This window comes from Pseudomonas sp. BYT-1 (assembly GCF_023611805.1).
GTDB classification, from domain to species: domain Bacteria; phylum Pseudomonadota; class Gammaproteobacteria; order Pseudomonadales; family Pseudomonadaceae; genus Aquipseudomonas; species Aquipseudomonas guariconensis.
The window spans coordinates 4730377-4748511 of record NZ_CP072559.1 but is presented as its reverse complement, the minus strand read 5'-3'; the positions used below and the strand labels follow the sequence as shown (position 1 = coordinate 4748511).

The following is an 18135-nucleotide window of genomic DNA, read 5'->3' as shown; positions in this document are numbered from 1 at the left end:
GCCGTTGCCGCGTGCTTCATACGTCCCTACTCTCGATCAGCTGTTGGTGCTGAATAATTAAGGGAAATACGTATGAGGTACATGAGTGTCTGAAGCCCGGTCGTTTATCAATCTTGAAACCAAAAATTACGAATCGCTTAAATCAGAGTTGATGATTTCACGAAATCAACTCGCGAAATTCGATGTGTTAAATGCGCATCTTGCCGGCGGTGTGGTGATAAAAGGTGAGCTGGTTATTCTCGGTGATCCTTCTACTCCAAACTGCACCAGCCATGAGGCCTTTCTGATGGCCGAGGCTGCAAACATCCACGCCGATCTGGCCCGCAATGGTCCAGATGACTTCCTTATCCAGAACTTTGACTTCATTAAAGGCTTGCTGGCCCACGCTTCAATGGGGGTGGGCATGGCTAGTGATGCCTGGAGCAGGCATCTGGAGAGCATCAAGAAAACACTTCAGGAAATAGAAAAGCTTTATCAGGACTTTCTGAGGGATGGACGTGGCAACCGGCGTGATAGGTTTTATGTAAAGCGCGCGGATTTATTTGCGAGGTTGAGGCAGCAACTGCGCTTCTTCGCCTCCTTTGGCTCGGGGCTACGGGGAGACGGATCGATAAAAAGCCGGTTGGGTATTTCCACGAAGAGCTTTTTGCACACCGGTGAAATACCTGGGTATGCCGAAAAGGTCGCGGGTGTGGTGCGGGCGTCGAATCTGCTCAAGAAGGGGACCTACCTAGCCATGACAATCGAGGTGGGTTCCACGGCATTGTCTATTAATAAAGCCTGCACCTTGGGACGTGAGGAGGAATGCCGTAAAGCCAAATATGTAGAAGGCGGAGCGCTGGTCGGTGGTGTCGGTGGAGGCTGGGGGGGAGGCATTCTCGGCGCCGGTGGCGCTTCGTACATATGTGCCGCACTCGGGATTTCTTCATTGGGCACAGGCGCATTGATTTGTTCAGTTCTGGGGGGAGCGGTAGGAGGAACAATAGGAGGGATGCGCGGGAGCGAGTTGGGCGAGGCACAAGGTCTCAAGTTATATGAGGGGGGAGGGCTTTGACTATCAGTTTCGGGCTAACGATAGGGTTATTGATATTGGGTTCGCTGTGGGTTTCTCTTTGCGTATTGGCATATGTGTCGTGGCGCTATCTAGACTATCTAGAATCCTTGATGTCGAGAAGCAAATATGTGGTAGAGACTCGAGAGTATTATTCGAATGCAGGGCTGCCGGGGCGAATGATTCGGCTCATCTCAATTTCTTTGGCGCTGTCTTATTCCAAGATTGGAGTACGTAAAGGATTTGTGAACGCTGAGGATGTAAAAAACTTTCCGCTGCATATAAAAAGAAGATTGCTTTTGCTGTTGTATTTTCTCCATTTTTCCTTAGCAGCGTTGATTCTCGGTAGTTATCTGACGCCAAGCTGACCAATTTTCGCTTGCAGATAAAAAAAGAGTCTCTACCTCTGTCAAGCAGGGCAGGCGAAGCAGTGCTGCAAAGGGGCGCAATGCGCCCCAAAACGCCACCGATCAATGCCTCGGCTCCAGATCCCCGGAATACAACTCATCCTCCGACTCTTCCGAAGCCGGAATCTTATGCGGCTCTTCGCATTTAAGGGTGTAGAAAAAATCTGACCGGCTGGAAAAGGAGTCGAGGATCTTAGAAAATGTAAGCTCTCACACCAACAAAAACTAAGCCCCCGACGTGAACAATCTTACCTTTTCTAGCCCTGATCTTTCCAGCTTTTGCCAACTGAATAACCTCGGCCTGACTGCCACTGGACAACATCTTTGTGCAGAGCGCGCCGTCATCGAATGTCGTTTAACCAAAGCACCCGAGCCATGCCCCAAGTGCGGGGCTGCTGGTGTTTCACGCGGTACTGTCGATAGGCATCTTGCTCACACACCTTACGGACAACGACCAACCAGATTGCTGCTGCGTATCCGTCGCTGGCGTTGTGCTTGCGGCTGTTTCTGGCATGAAGATACAAACAGTGCAGCACCTCCACGTTCAAAGCTTTCATATGGGGCGATACGCTGGGCATTAGCTGCCATCGTGCTGGATCATCTGTCGGTATCTCGTGTTGCGAGCCAGCTTGATGTTGCATGGCACACCGCTAATAATGCCATTATCAACGAAGGACGGCGCCTGCTTTTTAATGACTCGACACGTTTTGACGGTGTGACCGTGCTGGGCGTGGATGAGCATGTTTGGCGACATACACGCTGTGGTGACAAGTACGTCACCATCGTGGTTGACCTTACGCCCGTGCGTAACAAAAACGGGCCGGCCCGCTTGCTCGATGTGCTGGAAGGCCGCTCCAAACAAGCCTTTAAGCAATGGCTACAGAGTCGCCCCAAATCGTGGCGTGACCAGATCGAAAGCATTGCCATGGACGGTTTTACGGGGTTTAAATCTGCAGCGCAAGAAGCCCTGCCTCAAGCCCAAACCGTGCTGGATCCTTTCCATGTCGTGCGCTGGGCAAGCAACATGCTGGATGAATGCCGCCGGCGTGTGCAACACGACATCCTGGGCCGCAGAGGGCGTAAAAATGACCCGCTCTACAAAAGCCGTCGAACGCTACTGACTCGGATCAGCTACCTGTCTGACGCCAACAAAAAGCAACTGTTCCAGCTGTTTGCAGATGAGCACCACCTCGAAGTGGATTGCACCTGGAGCATGTACCAACGGGTGGTCAGCGCCTACAACGAGCCGGATCGAAAACGTGGTAAAAAACTCATGGAAGAGGTCATAAATATCATTACAGCCAGCGACTTGCCCAAAGCGCTCATCGAGGTGAAAGGCTTGGGGGAAACGCTGAAAAAATACGCTGAGAGCATCCTTGCCTACTTCGACCGGCCAGGAACCAGCAACGGTCCAACAGAAGCTATCAACGGGCGACTTGAGCACTTACGAGGTACCGCCTTGGGCTTTAGAAATTTAACCAATTACATAGCCAGGTGCTTGCTGAAGTCAGGAGGGTTTAGAAATCAGCTACACCCTTAAATGCGAAGAGCCTCTTATGCTCCTCAGCCGCCCACGCGCCCAGGTCGATCAGCTTGCAACGATCAGAACAAAACGGCCGAAACGGGCTTTTCTCGCTCCATTCCACAGGGGCCCCGCAAGTCGGGCAGTCAACGGTCAATGGCTGGCTCATGGCTGGCCTCCTCGTAAAGTCAGGTAAAAGTGATGCAGACGATCGATCTGCTCATGCAACCAGCCCAGATCTCGGTCGTTGACCACCACGTCATCGGCATGGCGCAACCGCTCCTCGCGGGCGGCCTGGGCCTTGAGAATTGCCTGCACCTGTTCCGGGCTGGTGTTGTCGCGGGCCAGGGTGCGTTGGATCTGCAACTCCTGTGGCGCATCGATCACCAGCACACGCTGGGTCTTCGCGATCTGGCCGGACTCCACCAGCAGCGGCGACACATAGATCGCATAAGGCGATTCCGCCTTGGCCAGGTAGCTGAAGATTTCCTGGCCGATCAGCGGATGCAGCAGCGCCTCCAGCCATTGGCGCTGGGCGGGGTCAGCGAAGATCAGCTTGCGCAGGGCTGCGCGGTCGAGCTGGCCGTCTTCCTGCAATACGCCTGCACCGAAACGCTCCACGATGCTCGCCAGCGCCGGCCGGCCAGGCTCCACGACCCAACGCGCTGCCTGGTCGGCATCGACCAGATGTACACCCAGCTCGACGAAGCGCTCGGCCGCAGCGCTTTTGCCGCTGCCGATGCCGCCGGTGAGCCCGAGAATCCAGGGGGTAAATGCCGCAGTGGTCATCAGTGTCCAAACAGTTGCAGGTAGGAGACGTACATTTCATCACCCCAGAGCACTGCGATCCAGCCCGCAATGGCCAGATACGGCCCAAACGGCATGGCCGACCCCATCGATGCTCGGCGCAAGCGCAACAGGCACAGCCCAATCACGGCTCTTCGCATTTAAGGGTGTAGAAAAAATCTGACCGGCTGGAAAAGGAGTCGAGGATCTTAGAAAATGTAAGCTCTCACACCAACAAAAACTAAGCCCCCGACGTGAACAATCTTACCTTTTCTAGCCCTGATCTTTCCAGCTTTTGCCAACTGAATAACCTCGGCCTGACTGCCACTGGACAACATCTTTGTGCAGAGCGCGCCGTCATCGAATGTCGTTTAACCAAAGCACCCGAGCCATGCCCCAAGTGCGGGGCTGCTGGTGTTTCACGCGGTACTGTCGATAGGCATCTTGCTCACACACCTTACGGACAACGACCAACCAGATTGCTGCTGCGTATCCGTCGCTGGCGTTGTGCTTGCGGCTGTTTCTGGCATGAAGATACAAACAGTGCAGCACCTCCACGTTCAAAGCTTTCATATGGGGCGATACGCTGGGCATTAGCTGCCATCGTGCTGGATCATCTGTCGGTATCTCGTGTTGCGAGCCAGCTTGATGTTGCATGGCACACCGCTAATAATGCCATTATCAACGAAGGACGGCGCCTGCTTTTTAATGACTCGACACGTTTTGACGGTGTGACCGTGCTGGGCGTGGATGAGCATGTTTGGCGACATACACGCTGTGGTGACAAGTACGTCACCATCGTGGTTGACCTTACGCCCGTGCGTAACAAAAACGGGCCGGCCCGCTTGCTCGATGTGCTGGAAGGCCGCTCCAAACAAGCCTTTAAGCAATGGCTACAGAGTCGCCCCAAATCGTGGCGTGACCAGATCGAAAGCATTGCCATGGACGGTTTTACGGGGTTTAAATCTGCAGCGCAAGAAGCCCTGCCTCAAGCCCAAACCGTGCTGGATCCTTTCCATGTCGTGCGCTGGGCAAGCAACATGCTGGATGAATGCCGCCGGCGTGTGCAACACGACATCCTGGGCCGCAGAGGGCGTAAAAATGACCCGCTCTACAAAAGCCGTCGAACGCTACTGACTCGGATCAGCTACCTGTCTGACGCCAACAAAAAGCAACTGTTCCAGCTGTTTGCAGATGAGCACCACCTCGAAGTGGATTGCACCTGGAGCATGTACCAACGGGTGGTCAGCGCCTACAACGAGCCGGATCGAAAACGTGGTAAAAAACTCATGGAAGAGGTCATAAATATCATTACAGCCAGCGACTTGCCCAAAGCGCTCATCGAGGTGAAAGGCTTGGGGGAAACGCTGAAAAAATACGCTGAGAGCATCCTTGCCTACTTCGACCGGCCAGGAACCAGCAACGGTCCAACAGAAGCTATCAACGGGCGACTTGAGCACTTACGAGGTACCGCCTTGGGCTTTAGAAATTTAACCAATTACATAGCCAGGTGCTTGCTGAAGTCAGGAGGGTTTAGAAATCAGCTACACCCTTAAATGCGAAGAGCCCCAATCACCGCCCCCACCACCGATGACATTACCAGCGTCAACGGCAATACCTGCCAACCGCCCCAGGCGCCGATCAAGGCCAGCAACTTGAAGTCGCCATAGCCCAGCCCTTCCTTGCCAGTGAGCAGCTTGAATAGCCAATACACCCCCCAAAGGCTCAGATAGCCGATGGCCGCACCCCAGAGCGCATCGGGCAAAGGCGTGAACAGGCCAAAGGCATTGCACAACAGCCCCAGCCAGAGCGTGGGCATCACCAGTACGTCGGGCAGCAGTTGGTGGTCTGCATCGATCAAGCTCAGGCTCAGCAGGCACCAGGTCAACAACAGGGCGAACAACGCTTGCAGCGACGGCCCGAAATGCCAGGCCACCACTATCGAAAGAACTGCACAGCCCAGCTCCACCAACGGATAACGTGCATCGATGGCAACCTTGCACGCCGAGCAGCGACCGCGCAGCCACAGATAGCTCAGTACCGGGATGTTCTCCCAGGCGCGAATGCGATGGCCGCAATGGGAGCAGCGCGAGGCCGGCAGGCACAGGTCGAAGCGCTCATGCGTCACCACCGGCAGGCCCAGCACCTCCTGCGCTTCGCGCTGCCACTGACGCTCGAGCATGATCGGCAAGCGATACGCTAGCACATTGATGAAGCTGCCGAGCAACAGCCCCAGGAGCCCGGCGAAGGTCAGAAACAGCACCGGCTGATTGGCGAAAACAATCCAAAGATTCATGTCAGACCAAGTTACCCAGCTGGAAGATCGGCAGATACATGGCGACCACCAGGCCACCCACCACCACCCCAAGGACCAGCACCATGGTCGGCTCCAACAGGCCGGTCAACTGGTCGAGTGCCTGGTTGACCTGTTCCTCATAATGGGCCGCGGCCTTGTTCAGCATCTGGTCCAGCGTGCCACTGGACTCACCGATCGCCGCCAACTGCACCAGCATCGGCGGAAACAACCCATCCGCCTCCATCGCCTGATGCAGCCCCTGGCCGTTGCCCATGGCCTGGCGCAGCCGCCCAATCGCCTGTTCATGCACTGGCCCACCGCTCACCGCCGCCACCGTGCCCAGCGCATCGAGCAGCGGCACCCCAGCCCCATAGGCCGTGCCCAGGCTGCGGGAAAATCGCGCCAACGCCGCTTCGGCCAGCAACGTGCCGAGCACAGGCAAGCGCAACACCTGGCGAGATATCCACAGGCGGGCAGGGGCATGGCGTTGATACAGCTGGCGCAACGACACACCCAACATCACAAGCGCGCCCAGCAACCACGGCGCATGCCGCCCCAGCGCTGTGGATAAGTCGATCACCCACTGCGTGAACGGGGGCAGCGCCGAATCGAAACTGGCGAACAACCCCTGAAACCGCGGCACGACCTCCAGCAACAACAACGCCGATACCCCCAAGCCCGTCAGCAACAGCAGCAGCGGATACAGCATCGCCTTGCGCACCCGCCGCTGCAGCGCCCGGCGCCGCTCCAGCAGGTTGGCGAGTTGCTCGAGCTGCCGATCCAGCGTGCCGGACTGCTCACCCACCCGCACCAGGTTGCAATACAACCGGTCGAACCACCTCGGGTGACGCTGCAGCGCATCGGCCAGGCCCAGTCCTGCGCCCACATCCTGTTGCAATTGCGTCAGCAGCCGCCCCAGGTGTTCATCCCCACCGCTGCGCCCCATCACCTCGAATGCCTGCAACAGCGGCACCCCGGCCCTGAGCAAGGTCGCCAGTTGCCGGCTGAAGCCCGCCGCATCCGCCTTGTCGCGCCCAGCGCGCCAGCGCCACTGCACCCGGCTCGCCGGCCGCACGCGGGCAGCGCGGATGCCCTGGCGCTGTAACTCGGCCCGCACGAACGCCTGGCTGCGCCCCTCGGTGCGGCCATTGATCTTGTTGCCGTTGATGGTGGTGCCTTCCCAGGCGTACATGCGTGTCGAATGGCTCATGCAAACGTCCTTAATTGCCGCCCCGACAAGCCCCGTAACAGCTTGTCGCGTCCCTGACCGGGCGGGTTTCCCTGTTGATCACTAGAGTAGTCCAGCGAGCCCGGTCACCTGACGGGCAGGGGTGACAAAAGGTGTCGGTTCGGCTCTACTGCGCGCCTGTCTGCCCGGGGGCCGAGACTGCAACCCAGGCATAGCCGTATCAACAAGGAAAAGCGTTCATGAAAGGGCAACGGGGCATCACCCTGATCGAGCTGATGATTGTCGTGGCGATCATCGGCATCGTGGCGACCATCGCCATACCCATGTACACCAACCAGCAAGCCCGCGCCAAAGCCGGCGCCGGCCTTGCGGAAATCTCCGCACTCAAGACCGCAATGGAACTGCGCCTGAACGAAGGCAAGGACGTCACCGACGTCGCCGCCCTCGGTGGCCAGCCCAGCACCGCCCACTGCGCCATCACCGCCCGCGGCACCGCCGCCGATGGCACGGCCAGCATCACCTGCACCCTCGCCGACGCCCCCGCCAACGTACTCGGCAAAACCCTCACGCTCACCCGCTCCGCCACCGGCTGGACGTGCAGCACCAACGTCGAAGCAGACCTCGCCCCGACCGGGTGCAAGGCCTCCTGACCCAGGCGCCGGGGGAGGGGGAATAAGCGAGGCGAAACAGGCGTTTGCGTAACCGCCACGGCAGTGGTAGCGTTGCGCTCACGCCGGTGTAGCTCAGTCGGTAGAGCAGCGCACTCGTAACGCGAAGGTCGCAGGTTCGATTCCTGTCTCCGGCACCAGAAAATCAGTTTCCAGAAGTCTATGACTGTCTACGAAACACCCCCAAAGCCCGCCTTGTGCGGGCTTTGTTGTTTCTGTCTGTCTCGTTTTGTCTCTGGGCATCTACGCGATTTAGGGATATGGCTAGGGATATCTCGGTTCGACAAGGAAACGTATCCCTATGGCGCGCACTGTGGTGCCTCTCACCGACCCCAAATGTGATGCGGCCAAGCCTTGGGAGAAGGATTACAAGCTGTTCGATGGCAAAGGCCTCTACCTGCTGGTGAAGCCCTCAGGGGTCAAGACCTGGCGTATGAAGTACACCAAACTTGATGGCCGTGATGGTTTAGCTACGTTTGGAAACTATCCGGCGCTCGGCTTGAAAGCGGCCAGGGGGCGACGCGCTAAGGCGCTTGAGCTCCTTGCTGCTGGGAAAGACCCCATCGAGCAGGCGCGCTTGGACAAACAGGAAGCGGCTAACGCCCGGGCGAATACATTCCGTTTGCTTGCTCAGGAATGGCACGCGGCCTGCGCCCGTAATTGGACACTTGGTCATGCTGCCACCGTATGGCGACGGATTGAATCACACCTGTTACCCACCCTCGGTGATCGTCCGGTCGCGGAGCTGAAAACACGGGATCTGCTTGTTCCACTGAAAGCGGCAGAGATCAAAGCCCGTTCATAAATGATTTAGCGGGTCAGTTCTGCACTTTCTTTGGGGTTGAGTTGTCAGGCGAGAACGGCCACTTTAGCTCGAAGGCTGCTGGTCGCGGGTGACTGCTTTCGACCCATAGCTGCCCTTTGTTCGGGGCAGCTATCGGCCAGAAGCGGTCTCTCGACGAGGGCGCCAGTCTGACGGTGCGCTCAGTACCCAAGTCGATCATGGCATCAAGCTCTGAGTCAGCATCCGTCCTCGTGGTGGGCCCAGAAGCGCGCAATAGCGCAGCTTGATGAGGTCCAATTCCAACACTGTCGCCGACCCACCAAATATGAGAGAAATCGTGCTTTCATGAAGTTGGTAATTCGCCCGTTTCCTCAAGCCTCAGCAGGTTTGCGCACAACGGGGCACGAGAATCAGCGCGTACTGACTTACAAGGCATCAAGGAGAGATTCGTGAAGTGGATTCGCAAACTGTTTGGTATGGACACTAAAGACTCAGAAGCCGCATCGCATGCTGCTGCAGAGAAAACGACTCGTAAAGATCAAGAAAGCCGCTATGAAGGCGATCAATACTTCTCGGATGAGCCCATAAACTCAAAGCATCAAGACCGGTTCGGTCGAGCGCCTTACGCAGCGCGTATCGCTGAGACAATCGCTAGGCGCCTTGACCCCTCAAGCATTGTCATCGGCCTGTTTGGCCCGTGGGGAGATGGAAAAACCTCAGTTCTCAAGATGATGGAGGAGTCGCTAGACCAGCACGGACAGGTCGTCACAATACGATTCAATCCTTGGCACTTTCCTTCCGAAGACGCACTTTTGCGCGGCTTCTTTTCGACCCTGGCTGAAGCTTTGGGTAAAGAGCCAGCATTCAAAGAAAAAGCAGCTGCCCTGCTCGAGTCCTACGGGGGGATCCTGTCTGTCATCTCAGTCGCTTTGCCGGGTGTAGAAATCAATCCAGGTGAAGCAGCGAAGCAGATCGGAGAATCGTTATCCAAAGTCAGTCTCGATAATCTCAAGGATCAAATTGACGCTCTTTTGGGCCAAAGCGGGAAAAGATTGGTGATCCTTATCGATGATATTGATCGGTTGGATAGGCATGAAACCCACGCCATTTTCAAGCTAGTAAAACTCTCGGCTAGCTTCAAATACACCTGCTACGTTCTGGCTTTCGATGATGAGGTAGTCGCTGCTGCATTGGGTGAGCGTTACGGCGCCGGCGGACAGGAAGCAGGGCGCGCTTTTCTCGAAAAGATCATTCAGGTGCCCTTGCATCTACCCCCCGCTGATCGAATGAGCCTGCGAGAAATCGCGTTTGAGGGCGTCGATCATGCTCTCAATCAAGCAGAGATTGTCCTTGAACAGCGTCAGATCGACGTATTCACCCGCCATTTTGTAGACGGCCTTGAGCCGAAGCTTGAAACTCCACGAGTCGCAAAGCTGTACACCAACGCACTCATGTTTGCACTTCCACTCGTCAAGGGAGAAGTCAACATCGCTGAGTTCATGCTTGTTGAAGGACTGAGGGTGTTGTACCCAAAGCTGCATGCGGCAATTCGCGACAACGCAGATTTGTTTTTACAGGGAGAGCCCCGCGAAGCATTGCGAGGTTTGGAAAGGTCTCCGTCTGCCATTGATCGGCTCCTCGAAACCGTAATGCCAGGTTCTGCTTCAGAAGAGCGGGGCCAAGTGCGAGAGCGACTTTTGAAACCTCTTTTTCCGCGAATCAGCAATATGACGTACGGAGGAGATTGGGAGGAGCGTTGGGCTAACGAGCGAAGAGTTTGTTCGAGCCGTTATTTCAGGCGCTACTTCGTTTACGGGGTGCCTGAAGGTGACATATCGGATAATCATTTGACAACCCTTATAGACGCCCTTGTCACCGCAGATACCGATTTACAGCGCAGCCTGTTGAGCTCGTATTCAAAGCGGGCCATGCCGCAGTTGATCCAAGCATTCAGGAACCGAGCGGACTCTCTGGATGAGGTTTCGGCATTAGCGATCGCAATCGCTGTCGCTAGGAATGGAGATCTTCTTCCGCGCGAACGCGGAGCTCTCATAATCGGCGGTACGATAATGTATGCGGGGATACTAATTTCTCAACTTATCAGGCGAATCCCGTTATCTGACAGGCAGTCGGCTGCTGAGGCAGTACTTGGAGCAGCATTTCCGTTGGCGATGGGGATGGAGTGCGTCCGATGGCTCACACACTCAGAGGACCGACCAGAAGAGCGCCGAGTTCTTCCTAATGGAGCGGACGACGTCCTTTACCAGTTGTTCGCTTTTCGAATCCGTGACGCGGACGATGTTGAACCGTTGTTTATTCAAGCAGGAAGAGACGCACCAAATCTTTACTGGTATTGGCGGCACGGAAGAAATCGAGGAGAGATCGAAGCGCGCTTACTCGAGATTTTTGATCAAGACCCAGCGAAGCTGGACGACTTTCTCGACACCTACATCGGAGAAGGATGGGAGGTGGAAAGTGGCCTGCCGGTTAGGTCTGACCTGAGGCGTGAGAGCTACGACAGCATCGCGTCAATAATCTCACCGAACTATGTTTTTGATAACCTCCGTACCCGCTATGGAGCCGAACTGGACGCCCCTCATTACTATCAGGATGGAGAGCCAGCGAGAATGACTGCACACCAGTTCGCCTCTATACATCTTTCTATTGTCGCTGAGCAGACACCTGCGCCTGAGGAGGCCGACGGATCACGTAACGACCCTGAGCAATCTAAGTGATGCCGATCTAAGACGTTTATTTGATGAATTTAACGACTTTTGAAAAATGAGCTACGCCTTCAGGTCGGGCTGCACATCGAGGGTTGACGCTACATTTGGCAGAGCGCTCGCAAGAGATTGGCTGACACCCGTCGCTTGCGAGCGGCAGCTTTGGGTCGATAGCTGCCGGTCGGCTTAATGACCTATCACGACCGAGACGCTGTGAAATTCTGGACCAGCAATATTCTTGTCTCCCGGGTTAAGCTTTGAACGATGGTGGTCAGAGTGATGAACGGACCCGCAGCCATTCTTCCCAGCAATCCTCTGGAACGATGTCCTCATAACCCCGATCTTTTTCTAACGCGAAGGCAGCACTGAAGGGCACTGCCATCGCGGTGGCATTATCTCGAATCTCAAGCACCTCAGCTTCGCTGAGCGCAGAGCCTTTCCGATCCTCCGCCGCCTTTAGCAGAGTGACAAGCGCCGGTATAAAAATCAGACATAACGGGTCTGTAGACAAAGGTTAGCCTCATGCGGGTAGTAATAGAAATCAGTGAAGATTGTAGAAGCTGAGCAAAAAATGCAAAGCGAGTACTGAATCGCCCCTGGTTTCCTAGACACTCTCCAAGCTCAGAAAATGGCGTCTCTCATACTCTACTGGCGACAGCTGCATAGCACTGCCGTGTCGGCGTTTAGGGTTATAGAACATCTCGATGTAATCGAAAATATCACTTCGGGCTTCGTCACGTGTTGCGTAGATTTTTCGTCGGATTCGCTCCCGCTTCAACAGCTGGAAAAAGCTCTCGGCTACGGCGTTGTCATGGCAGTTTCCTCGCCGACTCATACTGCTGACCACGTTGTTGGCCTTCAGGAAGCTTTGCCAATCTGAGCTACTGAATTGACTGCCTTGGTCTGAATGAATCATCACTTGCTGCTGTGGCTTGCGGCGCCACACGGCCATCAGCAATGCGTCGATCGCCAAGTCGCTGCACATCCTGGGCTTCATTGACCAACCAATTACTTGGCGTGAGAAGAGATCCAGCACTACCGCCAGGTAGAGCCATCCTTCATAGGTGCGAATGTAGGTGATGTCTGTCACCCAGACCTTGTTCGGCTCACTGACCTTGAACTGCCGCGCAAGGTGGTTCGGCGAGGCTACGGTCGGCTTTCCGCCGTAAAAACCTGGACGCCGCCGATAGCCCGTTTGCGAACGCAGCCCCTCTGCCTGCATCAAGCGCCCTACTCGATTTCTCCCGCATGTCTCTCCCAGCTCACGCAGGTCATCGTGAATCTTGCGGTAGCCGTACACACCTCCGCTTTCCAGCCAAGCATGTTTGATCAAGCCAAGCAGACGTTGATCTTCTTTTGCTCGGGCAGATTGAGGCTCGGCCAACCAAGCGTAGTAGCTGCTGGGATGCACCTTGAGGGTTTGGCAAAGGCGCCGCACCGGGTAATCCGTCGAGTGCGTCTTGATGAAGGCGTACTTCAGCCGCACTCCTTGGCAAAGTCCGCGGCGGCCTTCTTTAAGATGTCTCGCTCTTCCGTCACGCGTTTGAGCTCGGCGCGTAGCTTGCGCAACTCGGCCTGCTGATCATCGTCTTGCTGACGCTTCGCTTGGGGCTTGCTGTAGACCTTGATCCAGGCGTAAAGGCTGTGCACGGACATGCCCAGCCGCTCGGCGACCTCGGCGACAGGTTTGCCTTTATCGGTCACTTGCTTGACCGCTTCAATCTTGAATTCTTCGGGTTAACGCTGACGACTCATGGCACCTCCTACTTGGGCCTCATTATGAGGCTTGGAGGTGTCTACGAAACCAGCGGCGATTCACTGGTCATCGCCGTGCGAAGTCTTTCGATCCGAAGCTTCCTGCCGGATCTTGCTGTAAACGGGCAGAAACAAATGATGTGAAATCAAGGATATATCGAAATATGAAGGGGCTAGTTGGCCTGAGCTTGCAGGCAAATTAGTACGATTTTACGCTTGGAAGTTTGAAGGCTATCAAGCCTGAAACTGCCCCGGTGCGGCACATTCGAGAATTCTAGTGAAGGACTTTGGAGCCACCTATCAGGCACAAAGCACCACAACCCCATCTTCTTCCTCATCCGGCACTTCATCCGTAACAATCACTCGCGCATGAGCGCTGCGCTCATCTTCGATCCGCAACCCGAAATACCGTTCATCGTTGTCATCCCAAAACGCTTCCACCTGGGCCATGGAGGCGTTTTCGAGGAGTACCTCGGCGCTGTGTTCCAGGATGATCGAGTAGCGTGTTTGGGTATTCATTACAAAGGGGCTCGCGAAGGCGGGGTGGTGGAGGGGTAGTAAAAAATGCGATGCCATTATGCCGTCTTGCTGGATTTCAGCTCTAACCACTCATCGTTTCAATGACGTTTCTGTACCCAACGGTATGGCTATCCGTCGGGTTATGGACGGGTGGGACGGGATTTCGTAGCAATACCTTTCAGATCAAACCCCAGTCCTTGCGCTGATCAAGCCCCAGGGATAAATTCCCCGGGTCGCGGCAAATTCCGCGACCGGGTTTGGCGACCCGGATAAACTTGGCGCATCAGCGCCCCACACGACTGCAGGCGCTTTTTTTGTGCTCGCGGCTTCGTGCTATGGCGGCTGTGCGTGGGAGACCCTCGGGTCTGCCGGGTTCCAAGTTCCCGGTTCGCCAACCTGCGTACAGCTGCCACCCATTGTTTGGCGACGGTGCGTGGCAGCTCCAACCTAACTTGGAGCCTCATGCATGTTTATATTGAGCACACTCAGGATCCTCGCATCCGCTCTCCGCCCAACCATCCCAACCCCGCCTCCCCACCGCTTCTACCCCATCCACACCCAGGGCAACCCAACGCCAGCCCCAAGGCAGGTGCCTCATGACTGACCATGAACGCCTCACCACCCTGCAAAGCTACGTCTGGACCCTCGAACTGCTCGGCGAATCGCTGGTGCAGCGCGACGAGCAATTGGAGTGCGAGCACGAACCCCAACTGAGCTTTCGCGCCTCGGCGGGGATACATCAGGCGATCAAGATCATCAGCCGGTTGGCCAGTGAGCAGTGTGGCAAGTTGCTGGGCGATGAGGAGCGCGTAGGCCGTTAGCCCGTGATGCTTGATTGAAGCCGCGTCTTGTTGTCAGGACGCGGCTTTTGTTTGGGCTGTGGATAAGTGGAAGGGAGGGTTGGAGAGCGGTGGTGTTCTCTTCGCGGGTAAACCTGCTCCCACAGGGGGCGTGCTGCGCACACTGCTCCCACTGCGCACGCTGCTCCTTACTGCGGGTTGGCCACGTCTGCGGCCATGCTGCGCAGCAGGCCGGCCGAGAGGGTAGAGTCCGGCAGCGAGAGGATGGTGTCGTAGAGCAGGACCATGCTGTTGCAGGTCGCCTTGGGCTCATGGGTGAACCGCTCGGGGTTTGCCACGATTTCCACGGCGCGGCGGTCCTTGGCCATGACGCTCATCAGTACGCGGCGAAAGTCTTGCTCGTACACCGACAAGGGTTTGGCGTGTACCGGGTGTTTGGCCGTTTGCTCCACCACGTCGACCAGGGCTGCCAGGTCTTCGTTGGCCTGGGCTTTGGGGATCTGGTGAATCAGCTCGACTTTGGGCGTGTTGTTGTCCAGGCCGAGGAAGGTCAGGCAATGGGCCGGGTTGGTCTTGCCGAAGAACTTCATCTCCTCGACCTGCGCGCGCCAGTAGCGTAGCAGGGCGTGGTCGGGGGCACGGACCAGGTAGTTGGGCACGATGGAGGTGGCGATCAGCGCTTGGATGCCGGCCTGGATCTCGACGGTCGAGCGGCCGCTCTGCACGCCGTCGACCACGATCTTTCTCAGGTGGGCATAGTTGTCTGCGTCGTGGGCTGCCAGGGCGGCGAAGACGGGTTGCTTCAACAGGGCCTGTTCGATCTGGTTGGCGTCGCGCCATTGCGTCAGGCCAGACAGCCCGAAGTACCGGGAGTCGACCTGCTCGGTGATGATGTGCTGTTGCTTGAGGGTGTCCTTATCGGGGTACCACATGTCCGTGGGGCTGGTGGTGGTCGCGCGGGTGATGAATTCGGGCGAGGCGCCGACTCGCGAAAGTGCCGTTCTGAAGCTGGCGTTGACGTCCAGCTCGTCGCTGCCGGTGGCGCCATGGACCGAGGCGCTGTGAAAGCCGATCTGGCCTTTTTCACCGATGTAGCGTTCGCGCCCGGCGAGGAAGGCCAGGGCGCAGGCGCTCGAGCAACTGGTGCGGGTGTAGGTGATCAATTGGCGTTGCGCGATCAAGTCGGCGAGCTTGTTGGCTTCGTAGATGCGCCCGCCGGTGCTGTTCAGGTGGATGACGCGCACCTTTGGCGAGGCATCGAGCAGGTCGCGCACGGCGTCGGTGGTGCCGATGGGCAGGCCGCCGGCCACTTCGAGTTCGGTGTCGTCGCGCATCAGGCGCAGGGCGTAGGGCGGGATGTTGTCGGTGCCGCGGATCATGTCCACGCCTTCGCGCAGGATGGGGACGCCGTCTTTGACCACGCTGATTGCCATCTGGATGGCGCCCAGGCACACCAGCACCTTGGCCAGGATCGCCCAGAAGGCCTTGCCGCCGCGCGAAACGTGGGCCGAGGCCGAGCGGAACACGCCGACGAACTGCCAGACCGACACCGCCAGGATGCCCAGGTAATAGCCGACGATCAGCACGCCATGGCCCTGGGTGCCTAGCCTCATGGCGTCGCTGACGGTATCGATCGCCAGGGATAGGCCGATGATCAGCAGCGTCAGGAGAAAGCCGAACAGCCAGTAGGACACGCCGAGCGAGTACTCGCCGCGCCAGTGTTTGGCGATGAAGTTGGATGACTGGGACTGGCTAGGCTGTGCGTCTTGCAAGGTCGCCGTGCCGGTGTCGTGCTTGGCGACGGTCTTGCCGCAGTGGTGGCAGAAGTTGGCTTCGGCCGTGTGGGTGGCGCCGCATTGGGCGCAATAGAGCGTTTCGTTCATGCCGGTCCTTGAACTGCGTTGGCTGTCCTGATGGCCGGTGAGTGTAAGTGGGGTGGGCGGGCAGGGCCACCTTTGGGCCCAATCGCCGTGGGTTCAGTTGTCCAGCTCGGGCACTTCGCTGGCGTGCAGGGCAGGTGCTTTGAGGGTGGCCTCGGTGGTCGACTGCGGCGCAAGGCCACTGCCACAGGGCTTGGCGATGGTGGTGGTCGCGGCGGGGGCTTGGAACCAGGTGGGCCAGGAGCTGCGGTGGCGGGTGTCGGCGTCGATGCAGGGGATCAGGCGTTCGGTGAGCACAGCGGTTTGCCGGACGGCCTTGGCGGTGCGGTACTTCACGCTGTGGATGCACTCGCGGTCGCCGAACTCGCAGCGGTTGAGCGTGGTGCCGCCGCAGGGGCCGTTGGCCAGGCCTTTGGGGCAGGTTTCCGGGCAGATGTAGAGGGTGTCTTCCAGGCGGCAGGTACCGCAGGTGTCGCACCCGACCAGAGGCCTTTTCGCACTGCGTTCCAGGCGATGGAGCACGCGGGCGCCGGTGGGGGTGTTCCACAGCGGGCGTTGCACGGCCCAGCCGAAGGCCTGGCTCAGTGGGTTGCGGCGGCTGAACAGCAGTGAATGCAGGCCGTGCAGCAGGTGATAGCGCGCGGTCTCCTTAGGGGAGGCGCTGACCTGGGATTCGCCCAATCGCCAGTTGGCGCCGGGCGGATGGAAGGTGACATCCGGCAGGCCGGGCATCTGCCAGCACGCTTGCCAGGCGGGGGCCCATTGCTCCAGCGAGTGCAGGCGTGCCTGCCAGTGTTCGAGGCTGCGCTCCAGGGCGTCCAGCTGCTCCAGGTCGTGGATGCCGGAGAGGTGGATGCCGGCATAGCCCATCAGGCGCAGGCCGATGATCTGCAGGGCCAGGCGTTCGAGGCTGCGGGCTTGGGCATGGGCCTTGGAGACCTCGGCTTCGGCGGCGAGCACATCGTGCATGGACGGGGTGACGACGATGCCGGCGACGTGCTCGAAGATCTTCGCGCGCCCCAGGGTGAGGCCCATCACGCAGGCCGTGAGTGGCTTGGGGTGGGGCTGGCGGCGCATCCACTGGATGGCTTCGAGGTGCTTGCTGGCGTCATAGCCCAGTTGCAGGGCCAGAAAGTCCGCGCCGGCGGCGAGCTTCTTTTCGGCCTTGAAGTATTGGGCGCCGCCTTCTTCCTCGCGGTACTTGAACGGGTGCATGCCGGCGCCGAGCAGCCAGTCGGGGCGTGCCTGGCGCACGGTCTGCAGGGCAGCGATGGATTCGAGGTAGCGCACTGGGCGCTGGCCGGGGACGTGGCCGGGCAGGCGGTCGCCGGTGAGCAACAGCAGTTGGTCGAGGCCGGCGGCGTCCATCTGCTGCAACTGCTCCAGCAAGTGGTGGCGCTCGCGGTCCTTGCCGGAGAAGTGCAACAGGGCCGACAGGGGTTGCCTGAAGCTTGAATAGGCGTCCAGCGGCGACATTTCGAAGGGGCTGCCGACCCGGTCGGCGATGGCCACGGTCATGGGCCAGCCGCACAGGTGCTGGCGCGCCATGAGGGCTTCGAGGCTGGCGAAGCGCTCGCTGGAGGACTTGGGCACGAACTCCATGATGCAGACGAAGGTGTTGTCGTGCAGCGCGGTTTTCAGCTGGCTCATGGGCGCGCTCGGATATCGGGTTGGGGCACGGTGGCATTGTGGGGCAGGGCGAGGGTTGGGTCATGTCCGGTTGCGTAGGGAAATGCGCTGAAAGAGACATTCGAG

Annotated in this window: 16 protein-coding genes, 1 tRNA gene and 3 pseudogenes; 9 read left to right on the top strand and 11 right to left on the bottom strand. The window is 57.9% G+C overall.

Annotation, left to right across the window (positions count from 1 at the left end):
- Positions 1-85: 85 nt before the first annotated feature.
- On the top strand, positions 86-1054 hold the full coding sequence (locus J5X93_RS22200) for a hypothetical protein (protein WP_250033993.1): 969 nt from the start codon (positions 86-88) through the stop codon (positions 1052-1054).
- 467 nt (positions 1055-1521) lie between these two features.
- On the opposite strand, the pseudogene J5X93_RS22195 reads toward J5X93_RS22200, so the two are convergent.
- Positions 1522-1596, bottom strand: a pseudogene (locus J5X93_RS22195) (DNA gyrase inhibitor YacG); the annotation flags it as partial.
- A 100-nt stretch (positions 1597-1696) separates the two neighbouring features.
- Here J5X93_RS22195 and J5X93_RS22190 point away from each other — a divergent pair.
- The gene (locus J5X93_RS22190) at positions 1697-2998 is read left to right on the top strand and encodes an ISL3-like element IS1411 family transposase (protein WP_011920678.1); all 1302 of its coding nucleotides are present in this window, start codon (positions 1697-1699) and stop codon (positions 2996-2998) included.
- Here J5X93_RS22190 and yacG read toward each other — a convergent pair.
- From yacG to J5X93_RS22175, 3 genes and pseudogenes are all read right to left on the bottom strand, one after another.
- Complete coding sequence (yacG, locus tag J5X93_RS22185) at positions 2976-3149, bottom strand: DNA gyrase inhibitor YacG (RefSeq protein WP_250033992.1); 174 nt, start codon at positions 3147-3149, stop codon at positions 2976-2978. The two genes, J5X93_RS22190 and yacG, sit on opposite strands and share 23 nt — an antisense overlap.
- Positions 3146-3769: a dephospho-CoA kinase gene (coaE, locus tag J5X93_RS22180; protein WP_043209638.1), complete on the bottom strand. Its 624-nt coding sequence runs from the start codon at positions 3767-3769 to the stop codon at positions 3146-3148. The genes yacG and coaE overlap by 4 nt, the downstream gene beginning before the upstream one ends.
- Positions 3769-3918: pseudogene (locus tag J5X93_RS22175) on the bottom strand (prepilin peptidase); the annotation flags it as partial. The gene coaE and the pseudogene J5X93_RS22175, both read right to left, overlap by 1 nt.
- Positions 3919-4020: 102 nt before the next feature.
- Between J5X93_RS22175 and J5X93_RS22170 the strand changes: the two are divergent.
- Positions 4021-5322, top strand: coding sequence for an ISL3-like element IS1411 family transposase (locus J5X93_RS22170; RefSeq protein ID WP_011920678.1), 1302 nt, complete (start codon positions 4021-4023; stop codon positions 5320-5322).
- Between the two features lie 11 nt (positions 5323-5333).
- On the opposite strand, the pseudogene J5X93_RS22165 reads toward J5X93_RS22170, so the two are convergent.
- Positions 5334-6062: pseudogene (locus J5X93_RS22165) on the bottom strand (prepilin peptidase); the annotation flags it as partial.
- Position 6063: 1 nt separating this feature from the next.
- Complete coding sequence (locus tag J5X93_RS22160) at positions 6064-7272, bottom strand: type II secretion system F family protein (RefSeq protein WP_250033991.1); 1209 nt, start codon at positions 7270-7272, stop codon at positions 6064-6066.
- Between the two features lie 218 nt (positions 7273-7490).
- Here J5X93_RS22160 and J5X93_RS22155 point away from each other — a divergent pair, with 218 nt between their 5' ends.
- The 4 genes from J5X93_RS22155 to J5X93_RS22140 all read left to right on the top strand — a co-directional run bounded on the left by J5X93_RS22155 (position 7491) and on the right by J5X93_RS22140 (position 11438).
- Positions 7491-7901, top strand: coding sequence for a pilin (locus J5X93_RS22155; RefSeq protein ID WP_182816426.1), 411 nt, complete (start codon positions 7491-7493; stop codon positions 7899-7901).
- 82 nt (positions 7902-7983) lie between these two features.
- Positions 7984-8059, top strand: a tRNA-Thr gene (locus J5X93_RS22150).
- 161 nt (positions 8060-8220) lie between these two features.
- Positions 8221-8724: an integrase arm-type DNA-binding domain-containing protein gene (locus J5X93_RS22145; protein ID WP_306106460.1), complete on the top strand. Its 504-nt coding sequence runs from the start codon at positions 8221-8223 to the stop codon at positions 8722-8724.
- A 428-nt stretch (positions 8725-9152) separates the two neighbouring features.
- Positions 9153-11438, top strand: coding sequence for a KAP family P-loop NTPase fold protein (locus J5X93_RS22140; RefSeq protein WP_250033987.1), 2286 nt, complete (start codon positions 9153-9155; stop codon positions 11436-11438).
- 259 nt (positions 11439-11697) lie between these two features.
- Here J5X93_RS22140 and J5X93_RS22135 read toward each other — a convergent pair whose 3' ends face one another.
- Together J5X93_RS22135 and J5X93_RS22130 are read right to left on the bottom strand one after the other, a co-directional pair.
- On the bottom strand, positions 11698-11937 hold the full coding sequence (locus J5X93_RS22135; protein ID WP_043209625.1) for a hypothetical protein: 240 nt from the start codon (positions 11935-11937) through the stop codon (positions 11698-11700).
- 93 nt (positions 11938-12030) lie between these two features.
- Positions 12031-13148, bottom strand: a protein-coding gene (locus J5X93_RS22130; protein WP_434968424.1) for an IS3 family transposase whose coding sequence is annotated in 2 segments (ribosomal slippage) — positions 12031-12947 and positions 12947-13148 — 1119 coding nt in all. Because the reading frame shifts where the segments join, the coding sequence is not laid out codon by codon here.
- On the opposite strand from J5X93_RS22130, the gene J5X93_RS22125 reads away from it, so the two are divergent.
- Positions 13071-13325 carry a hypothetical protein gene (locus J5X93_RS22125; RefSeq protein WP_250033986.1) on the top strand — a complete coding sequence of 85 codons (255 nt, stop codon included), beginning with the start codon at positions 13071-13073 and terminating at the stop codon, positions 13323-13325. The two genes, J5X93_RS22130 and J5X93_RS22125, sit on opposite strands and share 78 nt — an antisense overlap.
- Before the next feature lie 156 nt (positions 13326-13481).
- Here the strand turns inward: J5X93_RS22125 and J5X93_RS22120 are convergent, their stop codons facing one another.
- Positions 13482-13700: a hypothetical protein gene (locus J5X93_RS22120; protein WP_043209622.1), complete on the bottom strand. Its 219-nt coding sequence runs from the start codon at positions 13698-13700 to the stop codon at positions 13482-13484.
- A 596-nt stretch (positions 13701-14296) separates the two neighbouring features.
- Here J5X93_RS22120 and J5X93_RS22115 point away from each other — a divergent pair.
- Positions 14297-14521, top strand: a complete 225-nt coding sequence (locus J5X93_RS22115; protein ID WP_090346812.1) for a hypothetical protein — start codon at positions 14297-14299, stop codon at positions 14519-14521.
- 167 nt (positions 14522-14688) lie between these two features.
- Here J5X93_RS22115 and J5X93_RS22110 read toward each other — a convergent pair whose 3' ends face one another.
- Complete coding sequence (locus J5X93_RS22110) at positions 14689-16383, bottom strand: hypothetical protein (protein ID WP_090346813.1); 1695 nt, start codon at positions 16381-16383, stop codon at positions 14689-14691.
- Positions 16384-16476: 93 nt separating this feature from the next.
- Positions 16477-18030, bottom strand: a complete 1554-nt coding sequence (locus tag J5X93_RS22105; protein WP_250033985.1) for a methylenetetrahydrofolate reductase C-terminal domain-containing protein — start codon at positions 18028-18030, stop codon at positions 16477-16479.
- Between the last annotated feature and the right edge of the window lie 105 nt (positions 18031-18135).